Here is a 26654-nt window from a genome sequence, read left to right on the forward strand (position 1 = left end):
GATTGGAGGCTAGAACGGCAGGCCAAACCAAAGCGCCGCGATGCCGAGAAAGGCGAAGAAACCGACCACATCTGTCACCGTCGTCACGAAGACGCTCGAGGCAATCGCCGGATCGACGTTCATCTTGTCGAGCGCGATCGGGATCAGAAGGCCGGAGAGACCCGCGAACAGCAGATTGATCACGATCGCACCGCCAATCACCACGCCGAGTCCCGGACTGCCAAACCACATCCAGGCGGTCACCCCGATGAGGATGGCCAGGGCGACGCCGTTGAACACACTCACCAGGATTTCACGGTTGAGAACGCGCAAAAGATTGCGCGCACCCAGTTCCTGGGTCGCGATACCACGCACGGCAACGGTCATGGTCTGAGTGCCGGCGTTGCCCCCCATGGAAGCGACGATCGGCATCAGCACCGCCAGCGCCACCATGGCCTCGATCGTGTCCTCGAACAGCGCAATCACCACCGAGGCAAGCACGGCGGTGCCAAGGTTGACGACCAGCCAGGTCAGCCGCGAGCGCGCAATGGTCATCACATTATCGGAAATCTCTTCGTCACCGACACCGGCCAGGGCACGCAGGTCTTCTTCCGCTTCTTCCTGGATGACGTCGACGATGTCATCAACCGTCAGAACACCGACCAGGCGATCGTTCTCGTCCACAACGGCGGAGGAAACGAGGTTGTAGCGCTCAAACCGGCGGGCGACCTCTTCCTGATCTTCCGTCGCGAGCACCGCCTGGCGAGTCTCCTCCATGATGGAAGTGACCTTCTCGTCCCGCTTGGTGCGCAGGATCTTGTCCAGGTGAACGGACCCGAGCAGTTTGAACGTCGGATCGACCACGTAGATTTCGTAGAAGCTGTCCGGAAGGTCGCGGGCCTCGCGCATGTAGTCGATTGTCTGACCGATGGTCCAGAACGGGGCAACCGCAATGAATTCGGTCTGCATGCGCCGGCCGGCGCTTTCTTCCGGATAATCCAGAGCCTTTTGCAGCTGGGCCCTGTCCGCATAAGGCAGCTCTTCCAGAATAGCAGCCTGGTCGTCCTCATCGAGGTCTTCCAGAATGTAGACCGCATCATCCGAATCGAGATCGCCCAGACCTTCGGCGATGACTTCCGTCGGCAGGTCTTCCAGAACCTGCAGACGCACTGCCTCATCGATCTCGGTCAGCGCGGTATAGTCGAAGTCCTCACCCAGAAGCCGGATAAAGGACGCCCGATCCTCCGGATCCAGCGTCTCGAGAAGGTCACCGGTGTCAGCTTCGTGAAGATCGGCGGCAAGGTGTCTCAGGCCATCCTGATCGTTCGCCTCGATTGCCGCTTCAACAGCCGCAATGAACTCGCGATTGAGATGCTCATCCTCGTCGCGCACCGGAATGTCGGGAACGGAAGAGGCGGTGACATCAAGCTCGGATGCTTCACTCATCTGGCGCCTCCCCTCAAAACGCAACGAACTCTTCCGGCGAAAGGCACCGGACACTCCTCACCAGATCTAGCGTTTGCGGCGGCAAAGCGCCACCGGAAAAGCGAAACCGGTCCACAGACTTAACTCGGAAATGCCGCTCTGGTTCAAAAGCCTGCCAACTTTCCTTGAAGTCCTTCAGCGCCTCTCGGGGCCGCTGCACCCCTTGTCCGCTGCAACGCTTCGCAAGTGATCGAGATAGTCACGGGTGTCCTGTGGCAGAATGGCCTCGTCATCGGAAATGCATCGCTCCGCACGGCGGAATGCGCGGCGCGCTCTCTCGCTGGCAAGACACACTCTGCCCGCAGCCAGCACCTCCTGCTCGACATACCAAAGCTGCTGGCACGTCATCGCGCCAAACCTGCCCGGGTCAACGGCAGGATAAACGGAAAGCGACTGCGCAAATGCCGCCGGCGACACAAATGCAATTGCCAGCCACACGAAAACGAACCTGCTCCGGAGGGACACCAGTCGCTCCGCAAGGCCTTTTCTCACACCTTCACGCATGGGCGGAAGGCTGCCGATTGGTTGGCGCTGTGTCGGACGTGAGCGCGAGCGCATAGAGCAGCGCAAGCGTGACGCCATAGCGGAACGATGAATAGAGACTGCCGGTCAAGACCATGAGCAGCGTGCTGTTCGGCATTGCGGGAAGGACGTAGGTAAAAAACAGGATTGCCGAGACGGCAGTCAAAGCGACGCAGACCAGATACGCTTTCCAGGCAATCAGCGGACGAAACACCACAAGAAACAGCACGACGATCATCGCAGCACCTTCCGCGCTCGTCACGAGAAGTTTCCAGAGCCCCGGCTCGTTCAAGAGACTCGACAAGAAGCTGCCCCAAAAGGCGCCACTCGGCACAGTGACAAGCCAGAAATCCTTTACCGCGTAAATTTCGGGGAAGAGCTGTATCAGCAACAGGCAGATGACGAGCGTCAGAATCATGCCGCGGATCACCCAGCGCCAATCCGGCCTTGCGGTATCAGACATGTCATCCCTCCCGTGTCTTCTCAATGACGGACAACAACACGACAAAGCGTCATCAAAAGCCCTTCAGAACCGCTTCCACAGCCAGTGCGGACACTCGCCGCAAAGGCCGCATCACTCGACCTCGCACTCCGGCGGCCGCGTATCCATGGTCCAATCCTGCACAGGCAAGGCACCGAGTGAAGTCTTGAAGTTCTTCCCGTTCAGGACCCCCTTGCCCGTCAGAAGGTTGACGTCACACTGCCCGTTCGCATCCGGATCCAGCGTATCGTAGTAGGAATAGGTGTAGCCGGCGACCCGGAAGACGCCGTTGCGATAGGCAACGGTCAGGACTTGTTCCCAACGATTGCGTCCGACGGCCGAATTTTCCGAATAGATTTTCAACGAACCGTGTTCGTTTGCTTCCATCCAGGGCTCCTGGCCATACATGCCGCCACGCCACACCATGTCTTTCGCATGGGCAACCTGTTTCCAGCCCTCTCCGGCGTCCGTAAAGACGTAGAGATCGCCGCCTTCTTCCGTTTCGACGAGGATTGCGCGAAAGCGATTGATGTCGCCGTCGACGGGAGACGTCACCGCACCGGCAATTGCGCCGGCCGGGACGATTGCCTTCTGCTCCTGCTCCTGCGCCAGAAGCGGACCTGCCAGCAAGCTCAGGGTCATCATTGCGGCACAGGACGAAGTACTGATGGAACGGAAATTGAACACGTGCGGCTTCCTTCGATTTCGCATGAATGTGCCGGACCGGTTTTTGCCAGTGGCCCGCTGAGACCTGCTCCATGCAGAAAAGCACATCGCAACAAAGCCAAAAAGCCGGCATCTAAATTTTCCCAGAGCAATCAGGTATTTTGCGGGCAGTGCAGAAAAGCAAAAAGGCCACCCGGAGGGGCAGCCTTTTGAGGAAGCATCGGTAGAAATGCTTCGAATATGGTGCGGTCGAGAAGACTCGAACTTCCACGGGTTTTACCCCACAGCGACCTCAACGCTGCGCGTCTACCAATTCCGCCACGACCGCATATTCGATTGCTCCCGGCGCCTCTCAGCGTCGAGGCGCTCCATGTAGCAAAAGGAATTTGGGGGCGCAAGAGGCCTTTTTGCATTAATTCACAGGCACGCGATTTTTCTTATGCAGAAATGCTTTAGTCCCTCACAGAGGGCCATCGGTACGCATGGGCCGGATGTCCGGCGGACGCATCAGAACTTCCGTGATCGAGATGCCTATCCGCTCGCCGAGCAAAACCACCTGCCCCTTGGCGACCAGCGTATTGTTGGCATAGATCTTCACATCGTCGTCTTCGGCCACATCAAGGTCGATAACGGCGCCACGCCCCATGCGGAGCAACTGGTGGACAGGCATCTCGTTCTCCCCGAGAACGACGGAAATATCGACTTTGATTTCATCGAAGGTAGTCATCGGACGCCTTGATCCTTAAATAGGGCAACTGACCCGCCAGCGCTTAACCATACCACGGCATGGCAAGCCAGCTCAAAAAACAATGAAGTGTCATCCACATGTCACCCGCCGATAGAGACGCTCTTTCCCTCAGTTTTCTGCCAGTTTCCGGCTCGCGGCCGGTCGAATGGCGGATTTCCGACGAACTGGTCGATTATGAGACCGCGCTTCGGGAAATGGATGAAAGGGTCCAGAGAATCATTGCAGGCGAAGCCGACGAACAGGTCTGGCTGCTGGAACATCCCCCGCTCTACACCGCCGGTACCAGCGCCAAGGACAGCGATCTGGTCGCTCCCGACCGCTTTCCGGTCTACCGGACAGGACGCGGCGGACAGCACACCTACCATGGGCCCGGGCAACGCGTAGCCTATGTCATGCTCGATCTGAAGCGGCGTCAGCAGGACGTGCGGGCTTTTGTTTCCGCACTTGAAGCCTGGCTCATCAGCACGCTCTGGCACTATCACATTCGCGGCGAACGCCGGGAAGACCGCGTCGGCGTCTGGGTGCGCCGGCCAGACCGCGGGGCGACGGTCGAGGACAAGATCGCCGCAATCGGCATCCGCCTGCGCAAATGGGTCACGTTCCACGGCATCAGCTTCAACGTGGAGCCTGAACTGGATCATTTTGACGGTATCGTGCCCTGCGGCATTACCGAACATGGCGTGACAAGTCTCGTGGATCTAGGCCTGCCCGTTACCATGGCCGAAAACGACAGTGTCCTGCGGGCCGAATTTGAAAAGATATTTGGCCCCACGGTTTCCGTGTGAAGCCACTCGCGCGGCGCAGGCCTCAAACAGACGAACTGAACTCTAGGTAATATCGAGTTCAAGCTCGAGTTGCAACAAAGGACAAAAAGCAACTTCAAGAAATTCCATTGTTATTTTTGCGAGTAACATTCGAATTTCCATGAAGTTTTGGAATTTTTAGTTCGAAGACCGTTTTGTAGCCAGTCAGATTTAGTATTCCTTCATTCAGATGAGCGAATACAGACACAAACCTTCTCAACCATGGGAATGAAGTTTGTGACCCAGGCTCTCTCAGTTCGCTCCCGTCGGAGCGTGATCACCAAAATCCTGCTGGCCGCCGCCGGCGTCATTGTTCTGATCTTCGCCGGCTTCGGCCTCTTCAACGACACCCTTCAGCGTAACGCTAAGACTGACGAAGTTCGCGACTACATGACCGGTGTCGGCCAGTCGGAAGTCAATATCGTCACAAACTGGTTCGAAGCGCGCATGATGCTCATCGAGGCCTTATCCGAACGCATTGCCAAGCAGCCCGAGGTAACGCCCGAGTTCTTCGACCTAAAGACCCTGACCAGCAATTTCAGCGCAACCTATTTCGGCGTGGAAGCAGACGGTGCCTTCAACATGTGGCCGCCGGCAGATCTGCCCGAAGGCTACGATCCGCGCGTGCGCCCCTGGTACAAGGATGCCGTTGCAAAAGGCGGACCCGTGATCACTGCTCCCTATCAGGATGCATCAACCGGCAATCTCATCGTGACGGCTGCAACACCGGTAAAAACCGGCGGCACCCTTTCCGGTGTGGTCGGTGGTGACTTTGACATCACCACCCTGGCGAACATGCTCGCCTCGTCGAACATGAGCGGCCTCGGATACGTCTTTGTGGCCGACTCCAAGGGCATCATCCTGGTGCACCCGGACAGCAACATGATTTCCAAGCCGCTCAGTGAGCTGTTTCCCAACGAGCCGGTCAAGGTCAGTGCAGAACCGCAATACGCGTCCAGTGTTGATGGCGACCGTATCGTCCAGTTCGTTCCGGTCACAGGATTGCCGGTCGACTGGCAGATTGGCCTTTCCGTTGATCGGAACGCCGCTTTTGCAAGCCTGACGAGCTTCCGCTATTCGGCACTCTTTGCGACCGTGATTGCAACCGTGCTGATGCTTGCCATCCTTGGTACCTTGTTCCAGACACTGCTGGCCCGTCCGCTCGCGTCCGTGACCAGTTCAATGGCCCAGATTGCGGAAGGCGATCTGGAAACCCCGGTCCAGGGCCTGGAGCGGAACGACGAGATCGGTTCGATCGCCAATGCCGTGGAGGTGTTCAAGACCAACGGCAAGGAACAGCGTCGCCTGGAAGCCGAACGCGCGACCGAGCAGGAAGCCAAGCATCGCAGGGCAGCAACCGTCGACCAGTTGCTTGGTGGTTTCAACCAGGAAATCCGCAGCGTTCTGGAAACCGTTTCCAACGCCACAGAAGAACTGGAACGCACTGCCCGAGAGTTGGCACAAACTTCCGAACAAAGCTCGACCGATGCGGAATCGGCTGCCCGGACCACCGGCGACACCGCTGCCAATGTCCGCTCGGTGGCCGCAGCCTCCGAGGAGCTGACGTCCTCTATCGCCGAAATCGCCCGGCGCGTTGAAGAGCAGGCCGGCATTTCCGAACGGGCCTCCAGCGCGGCTTCCCAGACGGATCAGACCGTACAGAGCCTGGTGGCGACCACCGACCGGATTAGCCAGATCGTCAGCCTGATCAACGACATTGCCGCCCAGACCAACCTTCTGGCGCTGAATGCCACCATTGAGGCGGCCCGCGCCGGTGAAGCCGGCAAAGGCTTTGCGGTTGTTGCATCGGAGGTGAAATCCCTGGCCAACCAGACTGCACGGGCGACAGAGGAAATCGCAACGCAGATCCAGGCGATGCAGACCGTTTCGAACCGCGCTGCTGAAGCCATCCGCGATATCAGCAACGTCATTGCGGAAATGTCCGAGATCTCCAAGGACATCTCTGTGTCGGTTGAACAGCAGAGCCTGGCGACCAATGAGATTTCGCGAAACGTCAACGAAGTCTCTACGGGTACGGACGCCATCTCCGAGACGATTATCCAGGTCTCCAGTGGCGCTCAGTCAACCGGCCGAAACGCCGCGGATGTTCTGTCTACAGCAGAGGCACTGACCAGCGAATCCGCAAACCTCAGCTCGAAGGTCGACCGCTTCTTCGACGACATCCGCGCTGCCTGATCTGGCACAAAGGCAAATGGAAAAGGCGGGCCGCTGAGCCCGCCTTTTTTGTTGCCATACCGGCAAATAAAGCTCGCTCACAAGCTGAGCGTCATGTGCCGGCCGCACCGCGCCTAGCTATTGAGCTCAGAAACACTTTCAGCTTTTCAGTTCCGCCAGGCGACCACCCAAGTGCCCGCAGCCGGTCTGTCGTCATTTCGCCTGGCGTCTGGTCCGATGTTGCCGGCACCTCAAGGTTCAAACCTGCTTCGGCAGCATAAAGTGCCAGAAGGTCCTGGCGGTCGAGCAGGAGATCCGAGACGTTGTAGATCTGAAATGGTTCTTCATTTACCCGTCGCTCTTCCAGAACCAGGGCAACGGCAGCAGCAAGATCGTCCCCGTGAACTTCCGTTCCCCTGCGCGAGGCAATCGGAATACCGGCTGCAAAGTCCCTGAAGAGCCGAGACCATTTGTGGTCTGCCGAGCCTGACCCTGGACCGTAAACACCGGTCGCGCGCAAAACGATGCCGCGCATACTCTGGCAGCATAACGCCTTGAGAGCACTCTCCCCTGAAAGCTTCACCTCGCCATAAAGCGTATCGGGTGCAGGTGCATCCGTTTCCGCGAGCTTTTCTCCTTGGCGGTGATCACCGTAAACAGCCCTGCTGGAGAGGAAAACGACCTTCCGGCAGCCCGCCTTCGTGGCCGCTTCAAAAAGACGCCGGGTACCGTCGACATTCAGCTTCCTGAACCGCTCTGGATCGCCCCCCTCACCGCCCCGGAACTTGCCGGGCTCATGGACCAGTGCACAATGAACGAGTGCATCGGCTTGCGGGAGTTGAGGATCCGGGTCAGCAAGGTCATAGGTCCGAAAGGCTGCCGCGACGTCGTCAACCGGGCGTCTTCCAAGAACCGTGACCATGCAGCCATCATCAAGCAGCCGCTTCAGGATGAACCGGCCAACTACCCCGCTTGCCCCCGTCAGAAGAACATGCATCAGGATGCCTGCTTTGCCGCCCACTCCAGAGGACCGGGCAGACCGGCCATATCGTCCGGAATGCCGACACCGGTCGCAAAAGCTTGCCAGAGATCGATCAGAGGACGCAACTTGGCGGTCTTTTCATGCCCCTCCTGCCAGGGCTTTTCATACTGGTAATGCAGCACATGAATCTGCTTCCAGTTCCAGAGTTCCGGCAGGTTGAACCAGACATACTGGAGCGTGTTGAAGAACACCGGCAACCCGTGCCAGTCGAGAAAATAGTCTTCCAGAAACGTCTGGTCCGTACGCCGCCAGAAGGCCTCCGGCCTGTCCAGACGCGCCAGCATGGCCTCGAACGTGGCCATATTCGGCCGGGCGGTGAAGACACCGCTGTTCAGCCGATGAAAATCCTGCAGGCTTTCGTAGACGTTGGGCGCTGCGCAGAACTCGGGATAGCCAAATAGCTTGTCGCAGTTCTGCAGCACGATGGCATCGGCATCGATGAAGATGACCCGGTCATATTCCTCGAGTTGCCACAGCCGCAGCTTGACGAAGTTGTCCAGAGGCGTGTGAAAGACCGGCTTGTCGCCCTTTGTGAAGGGAGCCGCCTTGTGAATGCGGCCGCGTTCATGGCGCGCGTTGAAGCTTTCGCTCGTTGGCAGGCGCTCACACCGGCCAAGCCGAGGTCCGAATTCCGCAAGGGCGGCAAGATCCGCCTCACCGACCCCGGGCGTGTAGAGGACCACGAGGTCGGCTTCGGTTCCCGAATGCCGGAGCGAGCGCAGAAGCGCCGTCGCGCCGAGCACATAGTCCCGGTTCGTCACCAGTGTCACATAGGCACATGTGCTTCCAGGTGCCTGGTCGAACTGAGGAGTGTCTTGCATTCCCGGCCTCAGGAGACGGATTTCAGACGCGGATGTTCCGGATCCCGCTCGATCTCGTCGGCAATTTCCTTGGTCCAGGCGGAAACTGCCGGTACGCGGCTGCGGTCGACGCGGTAGGCAAAGTTCTTCGCGACGTCCACCACCTCGCTCAACAGGCCTTCTTCCAGCGTGATCGGATTGAGGCCCAGTTCCAGGAACTGCTTGTTCTCGACAACCAGATCGTTTTCTGCCGCTTCCTTGCGCGGGTTTGGCAGATAGGCAACCTTCGCACCGGTAAGGCGGGAAATCAGCTCTGCCAGGTCCCGCACCCGGTGGGTCTCGGTCATCTGGTTGAACACCTTGACCCGGTCGCCCTTTTTCGGCGGGTTCTTCAACGCCAGTTCAATGCAGCGAACCGAATCCTGGATATGGATGAAAGCCCGTGTCTGGCCACCTGTGCCGTGAACCGTCAGCGGATAGCCGATGGCTGCCTGGATCAGGAACCGGTTCAGAACCGTGCCATAGTCACCGTCATAGTCGAACCGGTTGATCAGCTGTTTGTGGCGAAGGGTCTGTTCGGTATGCGTACCCCAGACGATCCCCTGGTGCAGGTCGGTGACCTTTAGCCCGTCGTTCTTTGCGTAGAACTGGAACAACAGCTGATCCAGGCACTTGGTCATGTGATAGATCGAGCCGGGGTTGGCCGGATAAAGAATTTCCTGAGCCGCTTTGGTGCCGTTCAGGGTCTCGACGTCAACCGACAGATAGCCTTCCGGAATTGCCGCACCGACACTGGAATAGCCGTAGACGCCCATGGTGCCGAGGTGGACAAGATGCGCATCAAGATCCAGCTCCACCATCGCGTTGAGCAGATGGTGCGTGGCATTGACGTTGTTGTTGACCGTGTAGTTCTTGTGCTGATCCGATTTCATCGAATAGGGCGCAGCGCGCTGTTCGGCGAAATGGATGATGGCATCCGGCCGGTTCTCTGCAAGCCAGGCCTTGAACACTTCGTAGTCGCGGGCAATATCGATCAGGTGGAACCGGATTGTATTGCCGGTTTCCTGCTTCCAGATCCGGGTGCGTTCCTGGATCGAATCCATGGGCGTCAGCGATTGCACGCCTAGCTCGGCATCGATCCAGCGACGGCTCAGATTGTCGATGATATGAACTTCATGGCCCTGATCCGACAAATGCAAGGATGTGGGCCAGCCGACAAAACCATCACCGCCAAGTATCGCAATCTTCACTGAAAATCTCCCGGTTTCACGTTTCGGCACCGACCGCGCGGCACCGATTGCTTCATCTGAAAGATCAGATCATTGCGATATTTCCGTGACAACTCAACTTCGAATGTCGCGATTGATATAGAAAAGACGATTGGCCACAGCCGGTTAAGCCGTATCGCGCACCTCAAAGGCACCCGAGCAGGGCTCTACCGGCTCAAGGTCCTTGACCAGGTTTACTCTTGCAAGAGACGGCCCATGCCAGAGCACATCCAGCATGTCGACAACGGTATCGGATGGGCCTGAAAACACGGCTTCGACCCCACCGGAGCTGAGATTGCGCACCCAGCCGGCCAGTGCCCTGTCTTCAGCTTCACCCGCACACCAGGCGCGGTACCCAACACCCTGGACCCTGCCCTCAATCAGCACGTGAACGGTCAATGGATCGGCGGTCATTCAGGTCTCCGAAGTTCGCGATGCTGCAAAAGCTTAGTGCAAACCTGCCTGTTCGCAAACGCCTGCGTGTGCTTCAGGCTGTGGACACTTGCGTATCGCGCTTTTGCTCGTCCAGCATGACCAGCAGCGACGCACCGACAATCACCAGCGCTCCCGGCCAGAATGCACCGCTCGGGGCAAAACCGAAAGCGAAGAAGCCGACCGCTATATTCAGCGGAAGCTTCAGGTGGTCGAAAGGCTGCACGAAAGCCGCATCGGCCTTCTGGTAGGCAAGGGTCAGCAGGTAGTTTGCCAGCACCGTCAGGGCGCCGGCCCCCACGAGCAGCCACAGCGCCGGACCGGTTGGCACGATACCGCCCTCTCCCAGCGCAAGCAGTGCATTGACCGGTGTCAGGAGCAGCAGCAGGTAGATGGTGATGGAATCGGCATCTTCAGTTGCAGTCAGCTTTTTGGTGACGAGCGAAGTTCCTGCCCAGAATGCAGCTGCCCCGACCGGCAAAAGTGCTGCCAGGCTGAAGCCTTCAGTCCAGGGCTCCAGAATCACCATGCCACCGGAGAAGCCCGCCAACGTCGCGAGCCACCGGATCAGGCCAACCCGTTCCCTGAAGAACAGCTTGGCGCCGATGATCACGAAAAACGGCGAAGTCATCACCAAGGCGATTGCCTGCCAGATCTCGACCCGCGCGAGACCGGCGACCCACAACTGGATCCCGATCACCGCAAGAACACCCCGCGTCAGATGCCATCCGATCTGATGTGTCTTCAAGGCGGAAAAGCCGCGCCGCAGGACGAATGGCAGGCCAACGAGAAGGCCCAGTGCATATTGCCAGAAGGCCGCGGACGTTGACGGCACGCCCAGTTGCATGGTCGAGGCCTGCAGGGCGCCGTTCACGATGGCAAACGAAGCCCCTGCCCCGATCATGGCAAGCGCGGCAAATATGGGCTTCTTCGAATTGTTTGACATGGGCGTCCTATCTGCGATCCGTTCCGTCATCGTTCAGAACAGTCTCAAAAGACACACGCCCACCGGCCATCATCAAATGGCGGCGGTCAAGTTCTCTCTCATCCGGACTTTCGGGCGGCTTCGTTTGACGCCACCTCAACCGTCGGCTCCGGCATCTCACCGGATCTGCTGACCTTCGAACATCTTATCCGAAGCGCTCGCGGGCTCCGGGTTTCCCCGATACCGCCGGTGGGGAATTTCACCCCGCCCCGAGAACTGCTCTCCAAGGGCTTTCAGTATCCCTGAAATAGACAGGATGCAATAGTGGAAACATGCCGAAAGGCACCTCAACGGCACATCAGGCCACGCAAACCCGATTTCTGCCAGCTTGCTTGGCGCTGTATAGCGCTTCATCAGCTCTGGCGATGGTCTGGCTGATTTTCTCGCCGTCACGAACGGTGGCAGCCCCTATGCTGACCCGCATCGAGATGAGCTGCTGATCGTGCAAGTGGGGCACGGTTTCGACGGCCTTTCGAATGCGCTCGGCGATTTCGAACGCTTCATTGAGGTCGCACCCTTCCAGCAGGCAATAGAACTCCTCACCGCCTGCCCTTGCAAAGATATGCGGCTCTTGAAGTTCACGTTTCAGCAGGCCGACAAGATGATTGAGCGCTGCATCGCCGCAGGCATGGCCGTATCGATCGTTGATCAGTTTGAAATGGTCAACGTCAAGCACAAGGATGGACAGGCTGGCTGACGTCTTTTGTGCCCGTTCCTTTGCTGCAGCCGCCAGCTCGAAAAACCTGCGACGGTTGTAGGCCTCTGTCAGGGCATCGCGCTCTGCTGCCCACTTGAGCTGTTCTTCCAGACGTTTGCGTTCAGTGATGTCGAGCATGGATCCAGCAAGGCCGTTTACCTCGCCGGAGACCCGGTCACGGGTAACAGCCTTGTGGAAGGTCACCGTTCGGCGCTCACCATCTGCATAGCAAACGTCCGCCTCATAGATCTGAACACCCCCCTGCTGCATCAGCTCTTCGTCGGCCGCTTCATAGACCTTTGCCAATTCAGCTGGTGCCACGTCATAAACACTGGCGCCGTTCACCTTGCTGGCCGGCAAACCGATAAACGCTTCAAAAGCCTTGTTGCAGCCGCTGTAGATGCCGGCCCGGTTCTTGAAGAAGATCGGTGAAGGCAGGTTGTCGATTGCAGACTGAAGGTTATCCCTCTCAATGGCGAGATCGCGGCATTTGCGGAACAGCCCACCCTGCCGCGCGATCACGAGTTCCGCGCGTTTAAGGGCAAGCAGCAGAAGGTCCGTGTCGTCGGCGTCGACAACATCATCCACCCCGCCTTCCAGCAATGTCAGCTGAGTTTTTGCTGCCAGTTCTCCCGACGAACAAGCGATGATGAGGGTCGTATCCCGTATTCTGTGAAAATCGCAGGTCGGCAACTCCCCCGTCGCCCCGACATCCAGAAGACAGACCTGAAACGGGCAAGAGGATAGCGGCTGAACAGTGACCTGGTGCAGGACGTAACCGGCTGGAAGCGACGGCGGCGGTCTTTTGGCAGGCGAATAATACCCGACGTCAACCGCCTTTTCAGACGGTACCGACGTATTTTGGGTATCCGTTGCATGCATCCGTTCTGCCAAGGCGCACTCCTTTGAGCTTAACCTACGGGAAAATCGATAAATTCGGAGTTAAGAAAGTTTGCCGGCAGCAAGAAGCCACTCTCATTGCCACCGTGTCGGAGTGGACGCCATTAGCGGTTCGCGAAATACGCGGCTATGTCTTGAGGTCTATCTGCTATCAATACCGGATTTTCGGCGGCCAGTTCTTCACGGCTACCGTAGCCCCACAAAACGCCAATGCCTGCCACTGCGTTGGCGTTTGCTCCGACAAGGTCATGCTTGCGATCACCAACCATGACCGTCTCCGACGCCTGGATGTTTTCCTCGCTCAGGATATGCGCAATCAGCTCGGCCTTCGCGGACCGCGTGCCGTCCAACTCCGCACCGTAGACCTTTCCGAAAAAGTCCATCAGGCCGAAATGCTCAACGATCCGACCTGCGTAACTGTGGGGTTTTGAGGTACAGACGTGAAGAAGAAACCCGTCTTTCCTGAGTGTTGTCAGCAGTTCGGGAATACCCTCGATCAGGGAATTCTCGAACAGTCCCGTTACCGTGTAGCGCTCGCGGTAAAAGGCTACGGCCTGATCCAGCACAGCCTTGTCTTCCGATCCCAGAAGTACCTTGAAGCTGTCCCAGAGCGGCGGCCCGATGCACCAGCGCAGCTCTTCCACATCAGGTGCCTGCCCACCCATCTTTTCAACCGCATACCCGATTGAACGGGTGATGCCTTCAAAGGGGTCAGTCAGGGTTCCGTCCAGATCGAACAGAATGGTCGAAGTCGTCATGATGCCCCGCAACGTATTGAAAAAGAAAGCGGCCTGGACCGGATGGTCGCAGGCCGCTGAATATCGGCAGTATCCGATGCCTGTCAATCAGGCTGCGTTAGGCGCATCACCCCGGATCAGGAAAACTCCATGATCACGGCGTCTACGGCAAGACTGTCGCCGGGCGTTGCCTTGATGGCACTCACGACACAGTCGCGTTCCGCTCTCAGCACGTTTTCCATCTTCATGGCCTCAACGACGGCAAGCTGCTCACCTGCCTTGACTTCCTGTCCTTCGGCCACCGCGATGGACACCACCAGACCAGGCATCGGGCACAGCAGCATCTTCGACGTGTCCGGCGGCAGCTTCTCCGGCATCAGGGCATCCAGCTCGGCAATCCGCGGTGTCATCACTTTCGCGACCACGGAATAACCCTGCCAGTCAAGGCGGTAGCCACCGCGCAGGGTCCGGACCTGCACTGTCACATCCTTCGCGCCGACCTTGCCCGACCAGAGCGGATCACCTGGTGCCCAGTCAGCCTCCACATTGACAACGGGGCCATCGCCGATCGCGACATCAATTTTGACGGGCGTCCCCGGATACCCGGCAGCAAGCCGGATCGGAACATAGGTCTTGTCGAGCTTGATCACCCAATCTTCGCGGATGGCACCGGAATGGGCCCGCAACCGCCCGGGCAGGTGGTCCAGACGCTCGCGTTGCAACGCCCCCATGGACAGGGCAACGGCTGCAAGAACCGCATAGGCCTCGTTGTCGGGAACTGCCGGCTCGAAGCCGTCCGGATATTCGTCTGCGATGAAACTGGTAGCTAACTCGCCCGACCGCCAGCGCGGATGGTTCATCAGCGCTGTCAGGAACGGTACATTGTGCTGAATACCGTCGACGTAAAACGCATCCAGAGCTGAACTCATCGCATCGATCGCCTCAGCCCGTGTCGGCGCATGGGTGATCAGCTTTGCGATCATCGGGTCGTAGAACATCGAAATTTCCGAACCCTCGACAACGCCGGTATCGTTGCGGACGGTAACACCGTTGCTGGCTTCTTCCGCCGGCGGCCGGTAACGCACAAGCCGGCCAATGGACGGCAGGAAATTGCGGTAGGGATCTTCCGCATAAATACGGCTTTCGACCGCCCAGCCGTTCAGCTTGACGTCTTCCTGGGCAAGGTCCAGTTTCTCGCCGGCGGCAACGCGGATCATCTGCTCGACGAGATCGATGCCGGTGATCAATTCGGTTACCGGGTGCTCCACCTGCAGGCGCGTGTTCATTTCCAGGAAGAAGAAACTCTTGTCCTGCCCGGCGACGAACTCGACCGTGCCGGCGCTGTCGTAGTCGACGGCCTTTGCAAGCGCGACGGCCTGCTCACCCATCTTGCGGCGCGTTTCCTCATCGAGCAGAGGCGACGGCGCCTCTTCGATGACCTTCTGGTTGCGCCGCTGGATCGAACATTCACGCTCGCCCAGGTAAATCGCGTTGCCGTGCTTGTCGCCCAGGACCTGGATTTCAATATGGCGCGGGTTTTCGATGAATTTCTCGATGAAAACCCGATCGTCGCCGAAGGAAGACGCCGCCTCGGATTTCGAGCGGGTGTAGCCATCCCGCACCTCGTCCGCATTCCAGGCGATGCGCATGCCCTTGCCGCCACCACCCGCGGACGCCTTGATCATGACCGGGTAGCCAATGTCCGCTGCAATTTCGACGGCCTGCTCCGGGCTTTCTATGACGCCGAGGTAACCCGGCACCGTGCTGACCTTCGCCTCATTGGCGAATTTCTTGGATTCGATCTTGTCGCCCATCGCCATGATGGCGCGCGGGTTCGGGCCGATCCAGACAATGCCTTCCTTCGCCAGCGCTTCGGGAAAGCTGGCGCGTTCGGACAGGAAGCCATAGCCCGGATGCACGGCTTCAGCTCCGGTCTCCTTGCAGGCCGCAATGATCTTGTCGGCGATCAGATAGGATTCCGACGCCGCCGCGGGACCGATGTGAACCGCTTCGTCTGCCATTTCCACATGAAGGGCATCACGATCGGCATCGGAATAGACCGCAACTGTCTTTATGCCCATGCGGCGGGCCGTCTTGATGACGCGACAGGCAATCTCACCACGGTTGGCGACTAGTATTTTGGAGAACATGAATTTCCACCCAGCTGGACGATTTTCCATTTTGTAGGCTGCGCCACTTTGGCACGCAACTTATCCAAAGGGCGAGACGTGATTTTGCGGATAGTTGCCCAAACACTCAAAAACGGCATGCCGCGACAAGGACCAGCCAAAGGTAGTTCCGCGGAAAAGCGTCTATTTATCCGAATTTTAATAAACTTATTGCAGGAATTACCAAGGCAATGGGGAACAAATAAATGAAACGCATCCTTTCAGCGGCAATCATTGCGAGTGCTTTACTACCAACTTCCGCACTGGCGGAGACCGCAGGCAAGTGGAAGAGCGGCGAAATCAATGGCTTTACACGTTATTGGACCACCAACAACCTTGGCGCGAACTTCGTAGTCTGGTGTCATCCGAAACGTCGGATCAACGGCACCCTGCTTCATATTGATATCGACGGAAAAATGCCGCCACCACGCAGCAGGATCAAATTGATCATGGACCGCGAGATCCTGGAGCTGCCTATCAACGAGCAGGGATACGTGGAAACGGGTTGCGCAGCGTGTTCCGACAGCTTCGGCTATGTCTGGCACCGTTTGCGGTCATCCCATTCCCTTGCGGTGAAATTCCAGGACGACAGCTATGCTGGATTTTCCCTGCGCGGCGCCCAGAAAATCATTCCCGGTAACGTTTGCCCGACCGACTGGCAGAAACAACATCCCAGGTCCTGACGCATGGCGGCCTGGCCAAGACCTTGTGGCATGCCAGGCCGCTAGATTGCTTTCTTGATTGAAGGGCTTTTAACAGAACACCTGTAGTTTTGTCGGTGACAGATTACGGAAACGGCTCGATGCGCACCGCCCTCTTTTCTTTTTTCTACCTGACACTTGCCACGAGCTTTCCGGCAATCGCAGCCGATTACGGCAAGTGGCATACCGACACGGCGCATGGCTACGAGCGCTACTGACCGAAAGCTCTTCAGGAGCACGGTTCACGATCTGGTGCCCGCCCAATCATGCCGTCAGGAACACCCTTATCGGCGTGCGCATCAAGGGTCGCAGGCCGGACCCCGGATCCACTGTCCTGGTCGAACTGGATCACAAGCTGATCAAGTTCAGGGCCGGAAACGACGGTTACATTTACAACGATTGCCCGGCCTGCTCTGACAACATGACCTATTTCTGGCACCGGTTGCGCTCTTCGGTAAAATTCGCCGTGCAACTGGAAGACAGACGCTATTCGGGCTTTTCCTTGAACGGCGTGCGAGAAGCCATGGCGGGGTCTGTCTGCTCCAGCCAGATGGCCCAGAATACGCGGTAAAATCCGGTTAGAGTTCTGACCGATGCGATTTATGTGCTCGCAATCACATTTGCGCGCCACAAGTTGGTGCACACTTCTCCTGTCACCACCTTTCCGGACCGTTCTGTTAGACTAGATCTTCAGAGCGTTCTTTCCGGTGGCAACGGCACGTCAGGAGACTTTCATGCGGAAAATGCTTCTTTGCGCAGCAGCGCTTGCCCTTCCCGGCCTTGTCATGTCGACGGCGGCCGAGGCACGTCCAGACCTTCGCAAGATGACCTGTGCCCAGGCGCAGAACATGGTGCGTCAGCACGGTGCCGTGGTCTTCACCACGGGGCAGTACACTTATTCGATGTTTGTTTCGAACCGTAGCTACTGCGACCGTAACCAGGTCCTGTTCACGCAGTTCGGCCAGACGCGGGATACACCACGTTGCCCGGTCGCGTTCGAATGCAAGGAACCGCTGTTCCCGCGCGGTCTTTCGCGTTGGGACTGACCTGACAGACAGCAAACAGGCCGGAAAATCCGGCCTGATACAATCTCGTGTGTCACTGCTGCGGACCAGCTATCGTCTTCCGGAACCGAGCGAATGAATGCAAATCGGCTCTTCTTGCTAGAGCGGAATATTGTCGTGCTTTTTCCACGGCATATCTGCCTGCTTGGACCTGAGCAGGGCCAAAGCCTTGGACACACGCCGGCGGGTGGAATGCGGACGAATGACATCGTCTATGTAGCCGCGCTCGGCAGCGACGAACGGGTTGGCGAAACGGTCTTCGTAATCCTTCGTCCGCTTGGCGATCTTCTCCTTGTCGCCGAGTTCGGACCTGTAGAGGATTTCGACCGCCCCTTTTGCGCCCATCACCGCGATTTCAGCAGACGGCCAGGCGTAGTTGATGTCGCCGCGGATGTGCTTGGAGCTCATCACGTCATAAGCACCGCCGTAGGCCTTGCGGGTGATGACGGTGATCTTCGGCACCGTAGCTTCCGCGTAGGCAAACAGCAACTTGGCGCCGTGTTTGATCAGGCCGCCATATTCCTGCGACGTGCCGGGCAGGAAGCCTGGAACATCGACGAAGGTTACGATCGGAATGCTGAAACAGTCACAGAAGCGGACAAACCTTGCAGCCTTGCGGCTGGCGTCGGAATCCAGCACGCCGGCCAGAACCATCGGTTGGTTGGCAACGATGCCGACAGTGCGACCCTCGATACGTCCGAAACCGGTAATGATGTTACCCGCGAAACTGCCCTGAATTTCGAAGAAGTCTCCCTCGTCGACTGTCTTCAGAACGAGTTCCTTCATGTCGTAGGGCTTGTTCGGGTTGTCCGGAATGAGCGTGTCGAGGCTGGTGTCGATCCGCTCCGGGTCGTCGTAGTTCGTCAACTCCGGCAGGTCCGCACGATTGTTCATCGGCAGATAGTCGATCAGCCGGCGCATTTCCTGCAGGGCTTCGACGTCGTTGTCGAAGGCACCGTCCGCAATCGAAGACTTGGTGGTGTGGATCGACGCGCCGCCCAGTTCCTCGGCCGTCACCGTCTCGTTCGTCACGGTCTTCACCACGTCCGGTCCGGTAACGAACATGTACGACGTGTCACGCACCATGAAGATGAAGTCCGTCATGGCCGGGGAATAGACGTCGCCGCCTGCGCAAGGACCCATGATGAGCGAAATCTGCGGAATGACACCGGATGCCAGAACGTTGCGCTGAAACACTTCGCCGTAACCGCCAAGGGCCGCTACGCCTTCCTGAATGCGGGCGCCACCTGCGTCGAACAGGCCGATAATCGGTGCCCGGTTCTGCAAGGCCATGTCCTGAAGCTTGGTGATCTTTTCCGCATGCGTTTCGGAAAGAGACCCGCCGAAGACCGTGAAATCCTTGGAGAACACGTAAACGGTCCGACCGTTGACCGTTCCCCAGCCGGTGATCACGCCGTCGCCGGGGATATGCTGCTCTTCCATGCCGAAATCGGTACAGCGGTGCTGTTTGAACATGTCGAATTCTTCAAAGGACCCCTCGTCCAGAAGAATTTCAATACGTTCACGCGCAGTCAGTTTGCCCTTGGCATGCTGCGCATCGATGCGGCGTTGCCCGCCGCCCAGCCGCGCGGTTTCGCGGCGTTGTTCCAATTCGGCCAGAACTTCTTTCATCCGGTCCTCCCAAAACTTGAGCTTGGATCACGCCGTAGCATGATCCCCCGACAGAGCCTAGTCAGCACATGGGCTTATGGGGAAACTACGCCCCATGAACCTTCCCTGACAAACGCCCACAGAAGCCGGACGAAGCGCTTGACGAATGTCAGGCAAAAGCCTTTATGGCCAAGCTTTGCCCGATCCCAAACCTGCCCTAACGTTTCCGCGCGCCGGGACAGACCAGGATCACTTCAATACGTGCCCTTTTTTGAAGCACGATTTTCAAACTCGAGAAATCTCATTTCAGGTCCAGGACCCATTCTTAACGGAGTACATTAATGTCAGGAAATTATGTTGTTGATCACCGTGACGGTGTCATCACGCTCGCGCGCCTGCAATATTTCGACGTCAGCCAGGCGAACCTCAAGGAAGATCACAAGAACTGGCTTCGCAGAAACGTCGTACCGCTGCTGAAGGGCAACGGCAGCATCAGTATCGTCGGACTTTCCAGCCGTAGCGGCAAGGCAGCCTTCAACAAGGCCCTGTCGATGAAGCGGGCAAATGCCGTTAAATCATTTCTGGAAGAATGCCTTCTGTCCAGCTTCCCGTTCGATCTGGTCGACGGTCTTGGCGAATCCCTGGCTGAAGAAATGGGTCAGGAAGACGGCGTTGAAGACGGACAGTTCCGTGCCGTGATGATTTACGTGCATTCCCTGCCGACACCGCCCAATCCGAAGGTCATCAAAACGCCCAAGAAGATGAAGCCCAAACCAAAGGCGGCTTCCACCTTGTGGGTCGGTATCGGCGAAAGCCATTCAGGCGACCTAGTTGCTGTCGGGCGGTACAACTGGAATGGACGCCTTTACCGGGCCAGCGCCGATGACAACGGCTATGTCGATTACGTTGACCTTATGGCGGACGGCTGGAAAATCGGCGGCGGCCTGGGAGGCAGTGTCGGCGGCATTGTCATCGTGGCACATGGTGTCAAGACGCCCAGCGAGTTCAACAAGAAGGGCGAATGGTCTGATTGGGACCTCGATCTGGCGATTGCCGGAAAGCTGGGGGACGTCCTCAAGGGCATCAAGGGCATCGGCAAGATCGTCAATACGATGGAGAAATACGAGGAACTGAGCCATGCCGCGATCGAACTCACCAAGAACAAGGGGTTCGTCAAGAAAGGTCTCTACACAATTCCGATGCTTGGCGTCGGTGCAGGCCTCCACGTTTGGACCGGGCGCAAATACGGCGACGTCTCGGTGATCTCGGTCGGCAGGACACTCATGCGCTAGCACCCTGTCTCCGGCCACCTATCCGCACACGCATCGGGCAGCAAATCAGATTTCGATCATGCTGCCCGACCTGCCCATCGACTGTGCATATTGGATTGAACACAACTTCTGCCTGACCGAACAAGCAGATGTTACCACTCCGGTCTGGCAGGTTTTGACGGGCAGCAGACGCCCCCGATCCGTCCCCTCGTCTTTCCCGGTGAAGCCAGGCAGCAGGGATGCCGTAACGTTCATTTGAGCCCGTCATTTTGGCGAAGTTTGCACGCGCAAGCGGCGAAAAACACCGCCTTCAAATCCTTTTTCAGTGGTCGAAAAAAATATATTCAACCTGAGGGAACCTCAGGATTTTTCGATGAATTTCAGCTCGTTGCCTAATTTGCAGGCACTGTCGCCGCGACATTGAACTTTGACACCTTTCAGAATTTTGCCATGATTGCCCAAGAACGAAGCATCGGCAAAGGGGAGGCAATGGCGGACGAACGCACTTTCTTCAATGAAATGCTCGACGAGGCCAACAAGCCGCGCCAGCCATACGCCCGGCTCGCCAAATGGCTGGAAGACAAACCAGCCAACTTTCTGACCAAGAAGGGCCGCGACGCTGAAACCATTTTCCGCAGACTTGGCATCACCTTCGCGGTTTATGGAGCGGAAGAAGCTACCGAACGGCTGATCCCGTTTGATCCCATCCCGCGCATCATCTCGGCTCCGGAGTGGCGGCGCCTGTCTGCCGGCATCGACCAGCGTGTGCGGGCTCTGAACGCCTTCCTGCACGACATCTACCATCGCCAGGAAATCCTGCGCGCAGGCAGGATCCCGGCGGAGCTCGTGCTGCAGAACGAGGCATTCCTGCCTGAAATGGCCGGGTTCACCCCTGCCCGCAAGGTCTATGCCCACATCATCGGAACCGATCTGGTCCGCGTGTCGGAAAACGAATTCTACGTGCTGGAAGACAACACGCGCACGCCTTCAGGTGTCTCCTACATGATGGAGAACCGGGAGACGATGATGCGTCTCTTCCCCGAGCTCTTTCAGAGTCACCGCGTCGCCGCCGTGGAGCAATATCCCGAGAACCTCCTGCAGACGCTGGAAAGCGTTGCACCGGATCCCTCGAAGTCTTCGCAGACGATCGTTGTCCTGACCCCGGGCATCTATAACTCCGCCTATTTCGAACACGCTTTCCTGGCTGATTCCATGGGCGTGGAACTGGTGGAAGGCCGGGATCTGTTCGTTGATGCCGGACATGTCTATATGCGCACAACGCGCGAACCGAAGCAGGTCGACGTCATCTACCGGCGTATCGACGATGCCTTCCTCGATCCACTGACCTTCAATCCGGGCAGCATGCTCGGAGTGCCGGGCCTCTTCGATGCCTATCGCGCCGGCAACGTCACCATCTGCAATGCGCCGGGAACGGGTATTGCCGACGACAAGGCGATCTATGCCTATGTCCCGGACATCATCGAGTTCTACACGGGCCAGAAACCGATCCTGAACAACGTTCCGACGTGGAACTGCTCACGGCCGGATGACCTCGCCTATGTACTGGATAATCTTGAGGACATTGTCGTCAAGGAGGTCCACGGTTCGGGCGGCTACGGCATGCTGATCGGTCCGACCGCATCGAAGCGTGAAATCGCGGAATTCCGGAAAGTCCTGGAAACCAACCCTTCCAACTATATTGCCCAGCCGACCCTGGCGCTGTCGGCCTGCCCGACGCACGTCGCTTCGGGTGTCGCCCCGCGCCACGTCGATCTGCGCCCCTACGTGCTGATCGGTGATCAGGTCCGCATCACGCCAGGTGGCCTGACACGGGTTGCCCTCAAGAAAGGCTCGCTCGTCGTCAACTCCAGCCAGGGTGGCGGCACAAAAGACACCTGGGTACTTGAGGACTGAGAGAACCAGATGCTCGGAAGAACCGCCTCTTCGCTGTTTTGGATGTCGCGCTACCACGAACGTGCCCAGAATGTTTCCCGTCTCCTTGAGGTCGCCTGTCGTGGCGCGATCATCTCCCATTCGGGTCAGGAGGACGGAACCCACTGGACCTTCGCCCTCGCCTGCTCGGGGTGCGAGACCGGGTACAAGCAGAAATACGAGGAACTGAACGGCCGCAACGTGGCGGCCCACATGATCTTTTCCAAGGAAAACACCTCAAGCGTCCGCAGCTGCCTGGAACTTGCCAGGAACAACGCCCGTGCCGTTCGAACAGGCATCACGGCTGAACTCTGGGAAGCCATCAACACCACATGGATCGAGTTCACTGACGTGAACCCGCAATCCATCACCCAGGAAAAACTGCCGGACTTTCTTGCCTGGGTTAATCAGCGGGCGCACCTGTTCCGGGGCGCGCTGCTGAACACGATCCTGCGCGACGACGGCTATTTCTTCAGCCAGATGGGCAATTTCGTGGAACGGTCGGACAACACGGCCCGCATCCTCGACACGTACTACTGGACCCTGCTGCCGGACAGCGACATCATCGATGACGGCTCTCTGGAGCACTATCAGTGGTCCGCGATCCTGCGTGCCCTGTCCGGGCGGAGAAGCTACCGGTTTGCGTATCCGAATGCCCGACTGAAAGCGTTCAACATTGCCGAGTTTCTGATCCTCAGAACGGAAATGCCCCGGTCCCTTGCCCATTGCTACGACTGGATGGCCGATACCGCGGAAGACCTGGCCCAGTTCTATGGTTCGCGCGAACCAAGCCTGGACATGGCAGCGGACATGGCAAAAGACCTGGCTGAAAAGCAGATGCACGAAATCTATCAGCAGGGACTGCATGATTTCCTCTCGGATTTCATCAACAAAAACAATCTTTTCGCCCATCAGCTTTGCGAAGACTACAATTTCGCCTGACCCTGGAACCCCGCAGAACCGGTGCAGCATGCGACTGACTGTCAGACACACGACCCGATACCGTTACGAGACGCCACTCGCCAACGCCATGCAGCAGTTGCGCCTGACGCCCGAGGATGGCCCGAGCCAGAGAGTTGTCGAATGGTCAATCGAAGCACCCGGCATTGAACGGGCGACGACCTACAAGGACGCCTTCGGCAACCAGGTTCACATGGTGTCGCGCAGCGAGCCGATCGAGGACGTCGAGATCACCGCCAGCGGTATTGTCGAGACGACGGATACCAACGGAATTCTCGGCCACGAACCGGATGCCGGCATCCCACCGCGGATCTACACAAGGGTCACTCCGCTTACGCAATCCAACCAGGCGATCCGCAGATTGGCGGCCAATGCGGAGGGACATGACAAGATTGCCGGTTTCCATGCTCTGATGCATGCCATCCGCGACAAGGTCGACTACAAGGTGGGCGTCACCGAGACGCACGCTCCGGCCACTGCCGTGCTGGCCGCCGGAGAAGGCGTCTGTCAGGATCACGCGCATATTTTCATCGCCGCCGCACGTTCCATCGGCGTTCCGGCAAGATACGTTTCCGGCTATCTGCTACTGGAAGACGAACAGGCTTCGGAAGCCCATCATGCCTGGGCCGAAGTGATGATAAACGGTCTTGGCTGGACCGGATTCGACATATCCAACGCAATGTGTCCGACCGATCGCTATATCCGCTTGACGGTGGGCCTGGATTCCCGTTCAGCTGCCCCTATCAGGGGGATCCGTTTTGGCGGGCTTGAGGAAAACCTGCATGTTGAGGTCGATGTGGCCCAGGCCGCGTTCCAGCAACAGCAGTAAGTGTCCTTTCAAACCGCCCGAACAGGCTCACTCCAGCAAAAGATATTAAAGGGCAACCTGCGCCCTGCCTGATGGATGCTTGACCTACAGGGGATCCAGCAACGGGTCTTGGCGCAGTCTGAGGGCTTGGGAATGACCTATTGCGTTGGCTTGAAACTGGATCGCGGGCTGGTGTTCGCCGCGGACACACGCACCAACGCCGGTGTCGACAACATTGCCACCTTCAAGAAACTCCACGTATGGGAGGAGCCAGGCGAGCGGGTGATCACCCTGCTCTCTGCCGGCAACCTTGCCGTCACCCAGGCCGTCGTATCGCTTTTGAGTGAGCACATCACGTCCGCGGAAAGCGACCGGGCGACCCTGATGACCGCAAAAACCATGTTCCAGGTTGCCCGCCTCGTCGGCAGTGCGGTTCGTGAGGTCAAGGCGATCGACGGCGAAGCCCTTGCAACAAGTGCGGAAAACTTCTTCGTCACCTTCATTCTGGGCGGCCAGATCAAGGGTGAGGAACCGCGCATGTTCCAGATCTATGCGGCCGGCAACTTCATCGAGGTCTGTGAAGACACGCCCTATCTGCAGATCGGCGAGCACAAATACGGCAAGCCGATCCTGGACCGGGTCACGCGTGCGGACATGCGCCTCGGTGAAGCGGCCAAGCTGGTGCTGCTGTCCTTTGACAGCACGCTGAGGTCGAACCTGTCTGTCGGCATGCCCATCGACATGTTGCTCTACAACACCGACAGCTTTTCCACCGACCGCCAGGTGCGCATCCAGCAGGACGACCCGTATTTCCAGAAACTGTCCCGGGGCTGGTCCGACAAGCTGCGGCAGGCCTTTGCCGATATTGAGGAATTTGAGGTCTGATCCCGCAGGAAACTGTCAGGCGGACGTCACAATCGATCAGTAGAAGCGGACCGGACCCTTCCGGAAAGTGAGTATCCATGAGCAATTCCAGCGACGTCGCCGAGCTTGATCCAACCGCATGGACCAGAGAGCCGGCTAACGAACCGCTGGAAATCAATGATGCTGCGCTCAGGGCCGTGCGCGAGATGATCAAGTCGGGTCAGCGCACGCAGCTGGTCGAACTGCTCAAGCGCTGGGACCCCGTCGACGTCATGCAATTGTTGACGCGGCTGCGCCTGAAACAGGCCCGCAAATTGTTCCAGTGGTTGCCGGCCAACCCGTCGATCAAGGTCATTGCCGAGCTTCGACCGGAATTCCGTTCGATCCTGATGGAAGAATCCACCCTTGAGCAGTTTCGGGATATTCTCGCCGGTCTCGATCCGGAAGACGCCATCGAAATTCTCAACGAGTTTCCGGACGATGTCGCGGACGAACTGATCGCGCGCTTGCCGGATGTGGAAGACATCGCAACGCGCGGTTCCTATGCAGACGACACGGCGGGCCGCGTGATGGCCCGCAAGTTCGTCGCCCTTCCCGAAACCTGCACCGCCGGCGAAGCCGTCGCGCAGATGCGCGCGGAAGCCAGCCGCATTCGCAAGGTCTTTACGGTTTATGTGACCGATGCCGACGGCAAGCTGACCGGAACAGTGGAAGTCGGCAAGCTTCTGCTCGCGCCGGCGGACGCCCCCTTGTCCAGCTTCATGAACCGCGACGTGATTGCCGTGTCCACGGACACCGACCAGGAAGAAGTGCTGCGGCTCGCCCGAAAACGCGACATGCGCACCGTGCCGGTCGTCAGCGGAGAAGGCCACCTGATCGGCCGGATCACGCCCAAGCAGTTGACACGCATCGCCTCGGACGAAGCCAACGAAGACATGCTGCTGATGAGCGGCGTTTCCTCAGAAGCCAGGTCGGATGACACGGTGCTGCGTATAGTACGCGGCCGCCTCCCCTGGCTGCTCGCCGGTCTGGTGGGGGCCAGCGTTGCTGCAACGGTGGTCGGTTCCTATGAAGACCAGTTGGCGGAAGCCGCCATCCTGGCCGCTTTCATTCCCGTCACCATGTCGATGGCCGGAAACGCAGGCCTGCAGGCCTCCGCTGTGGCGGTGCAAGGCATTGCGACCGGAGCCTTGTGGTCTGGCGATATCTTCTACCGCCTGCTGAAGGAACTGGTGGCGGCGCTCTTCAACGGCGCTATCGCCGGCACGATCCTGGGCTGTCTCGTGCTCGTGGCTTCGCTGATCGTGCCGCTGGAAGACCCGCTGCACCTTGCCCTGGCCACATCGCTATCACTACTGTGCGTCACCACGCTTGCGGCCATGGTCGGCGCTACCATACCGATCATTCTGGACAAGATCGGCATCGACCCGGCCATGGCCATCGGTGTCTTCATCACCTCGTCCAACGACGTCCTCGGCGTGCTCATTTTCTTTCTGATGGCAACGACGTTCTACTTGGGGTGAAGCGAATACGCTCCACACCACATCGCAGGGAA

25 protein-coding genes, 1 tRNA gene and 1 riboswitch are annotated in these 26654 nt (G+C 58.2%); of the genes, 11 read left to right on the top strand and 15 right to left on the bottom strand.

All coding sequences use genetic code 11. The features are described 5' to 3' along the window. Nucleotides 1-9 precede the first annotated feature (9 nt). The 6 genes from mgtE (ACYQ6M_RS15870) to ACYQ6M_RS15895 all read right to left on the bottom strand — a co-directional run bounded on the left by mgtE (ACYQ6M_RS15870) (nucleotide 10) and on the right by ACYQ6M_RS15895 (nucleotide 3860). Complete coding sequence (mgtE, locus tag ACYQ6M_RS15870) at nucleotides 10-1425, bottom strand: magnesium transporter (RefSeq protein ID WP_152510593.1); 1416 nt, start codon at nucleotides 1423-1425, stop codon at nucleotides 10-12. Nucleotides 1426-1599: 174 nt separating this feature from the next. Continuing rightward, nucleotides 1600-1929, bottom strand: coding sequence for a hypothetical protein (locus ACYQ6M_RS15875; protein WP_152510592.1), 330 nt, complete (start codon nucleotides 1927-1929; stop codon nucleotides 1600-1602). 31 nt (nucleotides 1930-1960) lie between these two features. Beyond that, entirely contained in the window at nucleotides 1961-2449 is a 489-nt protein-coding gene (locus ACYQ6M_RS15880; protein WP_460074602.1) for a hypothetical protein, read from the bottom strand. A gap of 111 nt (nucleotides 2450-2560) precedes the next feature. Continuing rightward, nucleotides 2561-3154, bottom strand: coding sequence for a hypothetical protein (locus tag ACYQ6M_RS15885; RefSeq protein WP_460074603.1), 594 nt, complete (start codon nucleotides 3152-3154; stop codon nucleotides 2561-2563). 220 nt (nucleotides 3155-3374) lie between these two features. Then, nucleotides 3375-3461 (bottom strand) — tRNA-Leu (locus tag ACYQ6M_RS15890). A gap of 132 nt (nucleotides 3462-3593) precedes the next feature. Next, the gene (locus tag ACYQ6M_RS15895; RefSeq protein WP_022998287.1) at nucleotides 3594-3860 is read right to left on the bottom strand and encodes a FliM/FliN family flagellar motor switch protein; all 267 of its coding nucleotides are present in this window, start codon (nucleotides 3858-3860) and stop codon (nucleotides 3594-3596) included. A gap of 98 nt (nucleotides 3861-3958) precedes the next feature. Between ACYQ6M_RS15895 and lipB the strand changes: the two genes are divergently transcribed. Together lipB and ACYQ6M_RS15905 are read left to right on the top strand one after the other, a co-directional pair. Next, complete coding sequence (lipB, locus tag ACYQ6M_RS15900; RefSeq protein ID WP_022998286.1) at nucleotides 3959-4666, top strand: lipoyl(octanoyl) transferase LipB; 708 nt, start codon at nucleotides 3959-3961, stop codon at nucleotides 4664-4666. Between the two features lie 291 nt (nucleotides 4667-4957). Continuing rightward, nucleotides 4958-6880 carry a methyl-accepting chemotaxis protein gene (locus ACYQ6M_RS15905; protein ID WP_460074604.1) on the top strand — a complete coding sequence of 641 codons (1923 nt, stop codon included), beginning with the start codon at nucleotides 4958-4960 and terminating at the stop codon, nucleotides 6878-6880. Nucleotides 6881-6971: 91 nt separating this feature from the next. Here ACYQ6M_RS15905 and ACYQ6M_RS15910 read toward each other — a convergent pair whose 3' ends face one another. The 8 genes from ACYQ6M_RS15910 to ACYQ6M_RS15945 form a co-directional block, all read right to left on the bottom strand. Continuing rightward, complete coding sequence (locus ACYQ6M_RS15910) at nucleotides 6972-7880, bottom strand: NAD-dependent epimerase/dehydratase family protein (RefSeq protein WP_460074605.1); 909 nt, start codon at nucleotides 7878-7880, stop codon at nucleotides 6972-6974. Next, a complete protein-coding gene (locus tag ACYQ6M_RS15915) occupies nucleotides 7856-8722 on the bottom strand; it encodes a glycosyltransferase (RefSeq protein ID WP_460074606.1) in 867 nt (288 codons plus the stop codon). The genes ACYQ6M_RS15910 and ACYQ6M_RS15915 overlap by 25 nt, the downstream gene beginning before the upstream one ends. Nucleotides 8723-8730: 8 nt before the next feature. Further along, nucleotides 8731-9951, bottom strand: coding sequence for an NAD-dependent epimerase/dehydratase family protein (locus ACYQ6M_RS15920; protein WP_228930208.1), 1221 nt, complete (start codon nucleotides 9949-9951; stop codon nucleotides 8731-8733). Nucleotides 9952-10095: 144 nt separating this feature from the next. Further along, nucleotides 10096-10383, bottom strand: a complete 288-nt coding sequence (locus ACYQ6M_RS15925) for an acylphosphatase (protein WP_022998281.1) — start codon at nucleotides 10381-10383, stop codon at nucleotides 10096-10098. Nucleotides 10384-10456: 73 nt separating this feature from the next. Beyond that, a complete protein-coding gene (locus ACYQ6M_RS15930) occupies nucleotides 10457-11347 on the bottom strand; it encodes a DMT family transporter (protein ID WP_168688043.1) in 891 nt (296 codons plus the stop codon). An 86-nt stretch (nucleotides 11348-11433) separates the two neighbouring features. Next, nucleotides 11434-11607, bottom strand: a riboswitch (FMN riboswitch). A gap of 77 nt (nucleotides 11608-11684) precedes the next feature. Beyond that, nucleotides 11685-12977 carry a sensor domain-containing diguanylate cyclase gene (locus tag ACYQ6M_RS15935; protein WP_208992318.1) on the bottom strand — a complete coding sequence of 431 codons (1293 nt, stop codon included), beginning with the start codon at nucleotides 12975-12977 and terminating at the stop codon, nucleotides 11685-11687. 110 nt (nucleotides 12978-13087) lie between these two features. Continuing rightward, nucleotides 13088-13741 carry an HAD family hydrolase gene (locus ACYQ6M_RS15940; RefSeq protein ID WP_055656604.1) on the bottom strand — a complete coding sequence of 218 codons (654 nt, stop codon included), beginning with the start codon at nucleotides 13739-13741 and terminating at the stop codon, nucleotides 13088-13090. A 116-nt stretch (nucleotides 13742-13857) separates the two neighbouring features. After that, nucleotides 13858-15870: an acetyl-CoA carboxylase biotin carboxylase subunit gene (locus ACYQ6M_RS15945; RefSeq protein ID WP_460074607.1), complete on the bottom strand. Its 2013-nt coding sequence runs from the start codon at nucleotides 15868-15870 to the stop codon at nucleotides 13858-13860. Between the two features lie 224 nt (nucleotides 15871-16094). Between ACYQ6M_RS15945 and ACYQ6M_RS15950 the strand changes: the two genes are divergently transcribed. The 3 genes from ACYQ6M_RS15950 (at nucleotide 16095) to ACYQ6M_RS15960 (ending at nucleotide 17635) form a co-directional block, all read left to right on the top strand. Further along, nucleotides 16095-16571, top strand: a complete 477-nt coding sequence (locus ACYQ6M_RS15950; protein ID WP_022998276.1) for a hypothetical protein — start codon at nucleotides 16095-16097, stop codon at nucleotides 16569-16571. Nucleotides 16572-16881: 310 nt separating this feature from the next. Then, nucleotides 16882-17160, top strand: a complete 279-nt coding sequence (locus ACYQ6M_RS15955; protein ID WP_460074608.1) for a hypothetical protein — start codon at nucleotides 16882-16884, stop codon at nucleotides 17158-17160. A 163-nt stretch (nucleotides 17161-17323) separates the two neighbouring features. Continuing rightward, entirely contained in the window at nucleotides 17324-17635 is a 312-nt protein-coding gene (locus tag ACYQ6M_RS15960) for a hypothetical protein (protein ID WP_022998274.1), read from the top strand. A gap of 117 nt (nucleotides 17636-17752) precedes the next feature. Here the strand turns inward: ACYQ6M_RS15960 and ACYQ6M_RS15965 are convergent, their stop codons facing one another. Then, a complete protein-coding gene (locus ACYQ6M_RS15965) occupies nucleotides 17753-19285 on the bottom strand; it encodes an acyl-CoA carboxylase subunit beta (protein ID WP_055654686.1) in 1533 nt (510 codons plus the stop codon). 320 nt (nucleotides 19286-19605) lie between these two features. Between ACYQ6M_RS15965 and ACYQ6M_RS15970 the strand changes: the two genes are divergently transcribed. From ACYQ6M_RS15970 to mgtE (ACYQ6M_RS15995), 6 genes are all read left to right on the top strand, one after another. Beyond that, a complete protein-coding gene (locus ACYQ6M_RS15970; RefSeq protein ID WP_062488563.1) occupies nucleotides 19606-20556 on the top strand; it encodes an OmpA family protein in 951 nt (316 codons plus the stop codon). Between the two features lie 468 nt (nucleotides 20557-21024). Next, complete coding sequence (locus tag ACYQ6M_RS15975; protein ID WP_031268326.1) at nucleotides 21025-22449, top strand: circularly permuted type 2 ATP-grasp protein; 1425 nt, start codon at nucleotides 21025-21027, stop codon at nucleotides 22447-22449. Nucleotides 22450-22458: 9 nt separating this feature from the next. Then, a complete protein-coding gene (locus ACYQ6M_RS15980; protein WP_022998270.1) occupies nucleotides 22459-23409 on the top strand; it encodes an alpha-E domain-containing protein in 951 nt (316 codons plus the stop codon). Nucleotides 23410-23437: 28 nt separating this feature from the next. Then, a complete protein-coding gene (locus tag ACYQ6M_RS15985) occupies nucleotides 23438-24256 on the top strand; it encodes a transglutaminase family protein (protein ID WP_022998269.1) in 819 nt (272 codons plus the stop codon). Nucleotides 24257-24388: 132 nt separating this feature from the next. Beyond that, a complete protein-coding gene (locus ACYQ6M_RS15990) occupies nucleotides 24389-25120 on the top strand; it encodes a proteasome-type protease (protein WP_022998268.1) in 732 nt (243 codons plus the stop codon). A gap of 77 nt (nucleotides 25121-25197) precedes the next feature. Beyond that, on the top strand, nucleotides 25198-26622 hold the full coding sequence (gene mgtE, locus ACYQ6M_RS15995) for a magnesium transporter (protein WP_055654698.1): 1425 nt from the start codon (nucleotides 25198-25200) through the stop codon (nucleotides 26620-26622). The last annotated feature ends 32 nt before the right edge of the window (nucleotides 26623-26654 follow it).

It is taken from the genome of Roseibium sp. ROS1, assembly GCF_054658215.1.

Excerpts from the sequence above, each read along its gene's own strand:
- ACYQ6M_RS15945 (WP_460074607.1), bottom strand. The coding sequence starts at position 15,870 with ATGTTCTCCAAAATACTAGTCGCCAACCGTGGTGAGATTGCCTGTCGC.
- ACYQ6M_RS15975 (WP_031268326.1), top strand. The coding sequence starts at position 21,025 with ATGGCGGACGAACGCACTTTCTTCAATGAAATGCTCGACGAGGCCAAC.
- ACYQ6M_RS15950 (WP_022998276.1), top strand. The coding sequence starts at position 16,095 with ATGAAACGCATCCTTTCAGCGGCAATCATTGCGAGTGCTTTACTACCA.
- ACYQ6M_RS15925 (WP_022998281.1), bottom strand. The coding sequence starts at position 10,383 with ATGACCGCCGATCCATTGACCGTTCACGTGCTGATTGAGGGCAGGGTC.
- ACYQ6M_RS15895 (WP_022998287.1), bottom strand. The coding sequence starts at position 3,860 with ATGACTACCTTCGATGAAATCAAAGTCGATATTTCCGTCGTTCTCGGG.
- ACYQ6M_RS15915 (WP_460074606.1), bottom strand. The coding sequence starts at position 8,722 with ATGCAAGACACTCCTCAGTTCGACCAGGCACCTGGAAGCACATGTGCC.
- ACYQ6M_RS15980 (WP_022998270.1), top strand. The coding sequence starts at position 22,459 with ATGCTCGGAAGAACCGCCTCTTCGCTGTTTTGGATGTCGCGCTACCAC.
- mgtE (WP_055654698.1), top strand. The coding sequence starts at position 25,198 with ATGAGCAATTCCAGCGACGTCGCCGAGCTTGATCCAACCGCATGGACC.
- ACYQ6M_RS15940 (WP_055656604.1), bottom strand. The coding sequence starts at position 13,741 with ATGACGACTTCGACCATTCTGTTCGATCTGGACGGAACCCTGACTGAC.
- ACYQ6M_RS15985 (WP_022998269.1), top strand. The coding sequence starts at position 23,438 with ATGCGACTGACTGTCAGACACACGACCCGATACCGTTACGAGACGCCA.
- lipB (WP_022998286.1), top strand. The coding sequence starts at position 3,959 with ATGTCACCCGCCGATAGAGACGCTCTTTCCCTCAGTTTTCTGCCAGTT.
- ACYQ6M_RS15930 (WP_168688043.1), bottom strand. The coding sequence starts at position 11,347 with ATGTCAAACAATTCGAAGAAGCCCATATTTGCCGCGCTTGCCATGATC.
- ACYQ6M_RS15960 (WP_022998274.1), top strand. The coding sequence starts at position 17,324 with ATGCGGAAAATGCTTCTTTGCGCAGCAGCGCTTGCCCTTCCCGGCCTT.
- ACYQ6M_RS15965 (WP_055654686.1), bottom strand. The coding sequence starts at position 19,285 with ATGAAAGAAGTTCTGGCCGAATTGGAACAACGCCGCGAAACCGCGCGG.
- mgtE (WP_152510593.1), bottom strand. The coding sequence starts at position 1,425 with ATGAGTGAAGCATCCGAGCTTGATGTCACCGCCTCTTCCGTTCCCGAC.
- ACYQ6M_RS15990 (WP_022998268.1), top strand. The coding sequence starts at position 24,389 with ATGACCTATTGCGTTGGCTTGAAACTGGATCGCGGGCTGGTGTTCGCC.
- ACYQ6M_RS15970 (WP_062488563.1), top strand. The coding sequence starts at position 19,606 with ATGTCAGGAAATTATGTTGTTGATCACCGTGACGGTGTCATCACGCTC.
- ACYQ6M_RS15880 (WP_460074602.1), bottom strand. The coding sequence starts at position 2,449 with ATGTCTGATACCGCAAGGCCGGATTGGCGCTGGGTGATCCGCGGCATG.